Origin of the sequence: Kitasatospora sp. NPDC059088, assembly GCF_042738155.1 — a bacterium.
Classification (GTDB): Bacteria; Actinomycetota; Actinomycetes; order Streptomycetales; family Streptomycetaceae; genus Kitasatospora.
The window spans coordinates 1-5,560 of the sequence record NZ_JBHYGR010000237.1 but is presented as its reverse complement, the minus strand read 5'-3'; the positions used below and the strand labels follow the sequence as shown (position 1 = coordinate 5,560).

Below are 5,560 nucleotides of genomic sequence, written 5' to 3'. Positions count from 1 at the left end.
CGCCGGCCCCGGGGCGCGGCCGCCCCGGGCGTGGGGCGCCGTCGGGTGCCCGCCCGGCCCGGGGGCCTCCGGGGCCCGGGGGGGGGCACGCGAAGGGCCCGGCCGCTCAGCAGCGGCCGGGCCCCTTTCGGTGCGGTGCGACGTCAGCGCTGTTCGAGCTCGACGTAGTCGCGGATCGCGGTGCCGGTGTAGATCTGGCGCGGGCGGCCGATCCGGCTGGTCGGGTCGTTGATCATCTCGTGCCAGTGGGCGATCCAGCCCGGCAGCCGGCCGAGGGCGAACAGCACGGTGAACATGCTGGTCGGGAAGCCCATGGCGCGGTAGATCAGACCCGTGTAGAAGTCCACGTTCGGGTACAGCTTGCGCGAGATGAAGAAGTCGTCCTTGAGGGCGTGCTCCTCCAGCTTGAGCGCGATCTCCAGCAGCTCGTCGCTCTTGCCGAGCTGGCCGAGGACCTCGTGCGCCAGCAGCTTGACCTGCGCGGCGCGCGGGTCGAAGGCCTTGTAGACGCGGTGGCCGAAGCCCATCAGCTTGACGCCGGCTTCCTTGTTCTTCACCTTCGTGATGAACGCGTCGACGTCGCCGCCGTCCTTCTGGATGCTCTCCAGCATCTCCAGGACGGCCTGGTTGGCACCGCCGTGCAGCGGGCCCCACAGCGCCGAGATGCCCGCCGAGATCGAGGCGAACAGGTTGGCGTGGCTGGAGCCGACCAGGCGCACGGTGGAGGTGGAGCAGTTCTGCTCGTGGTCCGCGTGCAGGATGAGCAGCTTGTCCAGGGCGTTGACGATGACCGGGTTGAGCTCGTAGTCCTCGGCGGGGACGGCGAAGGTCATCCGCAGGAGGTTCTCGACGTAGCTCAGGTCGTTGCGCGGGTAGACGAAGGGCTGGCCCATCGCCTTCTTGTACGCGTACGCGGCGATCGTCGGCAGCTTGGCCAGCAGGCGGACGGTCGACAGGTGGCGCTGGGCCGCGTCGAACGGGTTGTGGCTCTCCGGGTAGAACGTGGAGAGCGCGCCGACCACCGAGGACAGCATGGCCATCGGGTGGGCGTCCCGCGGGAAGCCCTGGAAGAAGCGCTTGACGTCCTCGTGCAGCAGCGTGTGCTGGGTGATCTCGCGGTTGAACTCCGCCAGCTGGGCCGCGTTGGGCAGCTCACCGTTGATCAGGAGGTACGCGGTCTCGATGAAGCCGCCCTGCAAGGCGAGCTGCTCGATCGGGTAGCCGCGGTACCGCAGGATGCCGTTGTCGCCGTCCACGAAGGTGATCGCGGACTTGTACGCGGCGGTGTTACCGAAGCCGTTGTCCAGGGTGACCAGGCCGGTCTGCGGGAGCAGCTTCGAGATGTCGAAGCCGGAGTTGCCCGCAGTGCTCTCGACGACGGGGTACTCGTACTCGCCGTCCTGGTACCGCAGTACTACCGAGTTGTCGCTCACGTCTTCCTCACCGACGAAATGAATCCTCTTCCAAGGTGCCCTGACTGACTCCACGATCCCCCATCCGGAGGACAGTCGCGCACCCGGGGTGGCCCGGAAGGGCCCGCCCCTACAAAACCTGCTGCCCCTGCCGGTACGAACCGGACAAGATCGGCACCACCCTAGGCTCTGCCGTAAATCTCTTCACGTCAAGAGAACATTAGAGGCAACCATCCTGTTGGATAATCATCCAGAAGCAAGTCGATGATCCAGCGCGGCGTGCCGCCGACCTGCACTGACGGCCCTCACAGCCTGCGCGATCGCCTTCCGTGACCCGACCAGCACGACGAGTTTCCTCGCCCTGGTCACAGCCGTGTAGAGCAGGTTTCGCTGGAGCATCGTCCAAGCGGACATGGTGACCGGAATCACCACCACCGGGTATTCACTTCCCTGCGAGCGGTGGATCGTCACCGCGTAGGCGTGGGCCAGCTCGTCCAGCTCGTCGAAGTCGTACGGCACCTCCTCGTCCTCGTCGGTGAGCACCGTCAACCGCTGGTCGTCCACGCTGAGGGCGGTCACCACTCCCACTGTGCCGTTGAAGACCCCGTTCCGCCCCTTGTCGTAGTTGTTGCGGATCTGGGTGACCTTGTCCCCCACCCGGAAGGTCCGCCCGCCGAAACGCCGCTCCGCCAGACCCTCCCGGGCCGGCGTCACCGCCCCCTGCAACAGGGTGTTCAGGTTCCCCGCCCCCGCCGGGCCCCGGTGCATCGGCGCCAGCACCTGGACGTCCCGGCGCGGGTCGTAGCCGAACTTCTGCGGGATCCGGCGGGCCACCACGTCCACCGTCAGACCGGCCGCCCGCTCGGTGTCGTCCTCCACGAACAGGAAGAAGTCCGCCAGACCCTCCGTCAACGGCGGCTTCCCCTCGTTGATCCGGTGCGCGTTGGTCACCACGCCCGACTGCTGCGCCTGCCGGAAGATCCGGGTCAGCCGCACCGAGGGGATCGGCCCGTCCTCGGCCAGCAGATCCCGCAGCACCTCACCGGCCCCCACCGAGGGCAGCTGGTCCACGTCCCCCACGAACAGCAGGTGGGCGCCCGGCGGCACCGCCTTGACCAGCTTGTTCGCCAGGATCAGGTCCAGCATCGAGGCCTCGTCCACCACCACCAGGTCGGCGTCCAGCGGCCGGTCCCGGTCGTACGCGGCGTCACCGCCCGGCTTGAGCTCCAGCAGCCGGTGCACCGTCGAGGCCTCCGCCCCGGTCAGCTCCGCCAGCCGCTTGGCCGCCCGCCCGGTCGGCGCCGCCAGCACCACCTTCGCCCGCTTGGCCAGCGCCATCGTCACGATCGACTTCACCGTGAACGACTTGCCGCAGCCCGGACCACCCGTCAGCACCGCGACCTTCTCGGTCAGCGCCAGCCGCACCGACTGCTCCTGCTCCGGCGCCAGCGCCGCCCCGGTCCGCCGGGCCAGCCACTCCAGCGCCACCGGCCAGTCCACCTCCGCCGACCACGGCATCCGGTCGGAGTCCGAACGCAGCAGCCGCAGCAGCTGGTTGGCCAGCGAGATCTCCGCCCGGTGGAACGGCACCAGGTACACCGCGGTGATCGGCTCGCCCGCCTCCCCCGGCACCGCCTCGCGCACCACCCCCTCCGCCGCGACCAGCTCCGCCAGGCAGTCGATCACCAGCCCCACGTCCACCTGCAACAGCTTCACGCCGTCCGCGATCAGCCGCTCCTCCGGCAGGTAGCAGTGCCCCTGGTCGGTGCTCTGCGACAGCGCGTACTGCAGGCCCGCCTTCACCCGCTCCGGACTGACGTGCGGAATGCCCACCGCCTGGGCGATCCGGTCCGCCGTCAGGAAGCCGATGCCCCAGACGTCCGAGGCCAGCTTGTACGGCTCGTTGCGCACTACCCCGATCGAGGCGTCCCCGTACTGCTTGTAGATCCGCACCGCCAGCGAGGTCGACACCCCGACCCCCTGGAGGAAGACCATCACCTCCTTGATGGCCTTCTGCTCCTCCCAGGCCGCGGCGATCTTCTTGGTGCGCTTGGGCCCCAGCCCCGGCACCTCGATCAGCCGGCCCGGCTCGTTCTCGATCACCTCCAGGGTCTCCACCCCGAAGCGCTCGACGATCCGCTCGGCGAACCGCGGCCCGATCCCCTTGATCAGCCCCGAGCCCAGGTACCGCTGGATGCCCTGGACGGTCGCGGGCAGCACCGTGGTGTAGTTCTCCACCGTGAACTGCCGCCCGTACTGCGGGTGCGAGCCCCACCGCCCGTGCAGCCGCAACGACTCCCCGACCTGCGCCCCCAGCAGCGCGCCCACCACCGTCAGCAGGTCGTTCCCGCCCCGGCCGGTGTCCACCCGGGCCACCGTGTAGCCGGTCTCCTCATTGGCGTAGGTGATCCGCTCCAGCACGCCCTCGACCTGCGCGAGCTGGCGGGGCACCTCCTGCCCCGACTGCACCTGCTTGCCCACCGGAGCCCCCTTCGACCGGTACGGGTGGACCATTCCGTTACGCACCGTACCGCCCGGCGCGGACAGGTCCGGACCGCCCGCCGGACCGCCCGCCGGGCCTGCCGTGCACCGCCCCGACCGAGGTGCCAGGCTGAAAGGGTCCAGGGGGTCGTCGACCGCGCCCGCGCCCGCACGGGACCCGTCCGAGGAGCAGTGCCGCCATGCTCAACACCGACTTCCGCCCCGGCTCCCCGAACTGGCTCGACCTGAGCAGCCCCGACACCCGGGCCTCCGTCGACTTCTACTCCGCGCTGTTCGGCTGGACCTTCGACTCGGCCGGCCCCGAAGCCGGCGGCTACGGCTTCTTCCAGCTCGACGGCCGCACCGTCGCCGCCCTCGGCCCGCTCGCCGAGGAGGGCGCGCTCCCCGGCTGGACCCTCTACTTCACCACCGAGGACGCCGACCGCACCACCGACCTGGTCGAACAGGCGGGCGGCCGCATCCGGTTCACCCCCTTCGACGTCTTCACCGCGGGCCGGATGGCCGGCTACACCGACCCGACCGGCGCCGACTTCGCGGTCTGGCAGCCGCACGACACCCGCGGCCTGGACGTCGTCAACGACCAGGTCAGCCTCTGCTGGGCCGAGTGCTACAGCGTCGACGCGGAACGGGCCAAGGCCTTCTACCGCACGGTCTTCGACTGGCAGGAACAGGACGTCCCGCTCGGCGAGGCGTTCTACACCGTGCTCACCCCGTCCGGCGGCGGCACCGACGACGCCCACGGCGGCATCCTCCAGCTCAGCCCCGAGCACACCGCCCGCGGCACCCGCTCGCACTGGCTCCCCTACTTCGAGGTCCCCAACGTGGACGCCTGCCTCGCCATCGCCGACCGGCTCGGCGCGAAGGTCCGGATCCCGGCGACGGACCTCCACGGGGTCGGCCGGCTCGCCCAGCTGCTGGACCGGCACGGAGCCGTCTTCGCCGTCATCACCAGCGCCGGGCCCGGGGAGTGACCCGGCATCGGACCGTGGTGGGCCACAGCGGGCCCTGGAGGCACGCTACGGGCGTAGACAGAGTCCGCCGACCCCCTCGGCCCTCCTTATCCTCTGATCATGACTGAAACGGCTGTTCTGACGATCCGACGGGCCGGCGAAGGCGATCTGCCGGCGATCGTGGCCATGCTCGCGGACGACCCGCTGGGCGCCACCCGCGAGAGCCCCGACGACCTCACCCCCTACCGCACCGCCTACACCCGCATCGACCGCGACCCGCACCAGCACCTGGTCGTCGCCGAACGCGCCGGCCGCGTCGTCGGCACCCTCCAGCTCACGGTGATCCCGGGCCTCTCCCGGGCCGGCACCACCCGCACGATCATCGAGGGCGTCCGCATCCACGCCGACGAACGCGGCAGCGGACTCGGCACCGAGTTGATCGAGTGGGCCGTCGAGCGCTCCCGCGAACTCGGCGCCGACCTCGTCCAACTCACCTCGGACGCGACCCGCACGGACGCGCACCGGTTCTACGAGCGACTCGGCTTCACGGCCTCGCACCTCGGATTCAAGCGGCAGCTCTGACATCTTCCCCGGAAATACGAAAAGGCCCACCCGGTCACCCGGGTGGGCCTTTTCTGAATGATTGTTCGGCGGCGTCCTACTCTCCCACAGGGTCCCCCCTGCAGTACCATCGGC

General features: G+C 70.1%; 4 protein-coding genes. 2 read left to right on the top strand and 2 right to left on the bottom strand.

All coding sequences use genetic code 11. The features are described 5' to 3' along the window. Positions 1-143: 143 nt before the first annotated feature. Together ACFWXO_RS44395 and ACFWXO_RS44390 are read right to left on the bottom strand one after the other, a co-directional pair. Positions 144-1,433, bottom strand: coding sequence for a citrate synthase (locus ACFWXO_RS44395; RefSeq protein ID WP_380532715.1), 1,290 nt, complete (start codon positions 1,431-1,433; stop codon positions 144-146). Between the two features lie 225 nt (positions 1,434-1,658). Then, the gene (locus ACFWXO_RS44390) at positions 1,659-3,893 is read right to left on the bottom strand and encodes an ATP-dependent RecD-like DNA helicase (RefSeq protein ID WP_380532712.1); all 2,235 of its coding nucleotides are present in this window, start codon (positions 3,891-3,893) and stop codon (positions 1,659-1,661) included. A gap of 200 nt (positions 3,894-4,093) precedes the next feature. Here ACFWXO_RS44390 and ACFWXO_RS44385 point away from each other — a divergent pair, with 200 nt between their 5' ends. Both ACFWXO_RS44385 and ACFWXO_RS44380 read left to right on the top strand, forming a co-directional pair. Further along, positions 4,094-4,885, top strand: coding sequence for a VOC family protein (locus ACFWXO_RS44385; RefSeq protein WP_375896981.1), 792 nt, complete (start codon positions 4,094-4,096; stop codon positions 4,883-4,885). 99 nt (positions 4,886-4,984) lie between these two features. Continuing rightward, complete coding sequence (locus ACFWXO_RS44380) at positions 4,985-5,446, top strand: GNAT family N-acetyltransferase (protein WP_380532709.1); 462 nt, start codon at positions 4,985-4,987, stop codon at positions 5,444-5,446. Positions 5,447-5,560 lie beyond the last annotated feature (114 nt).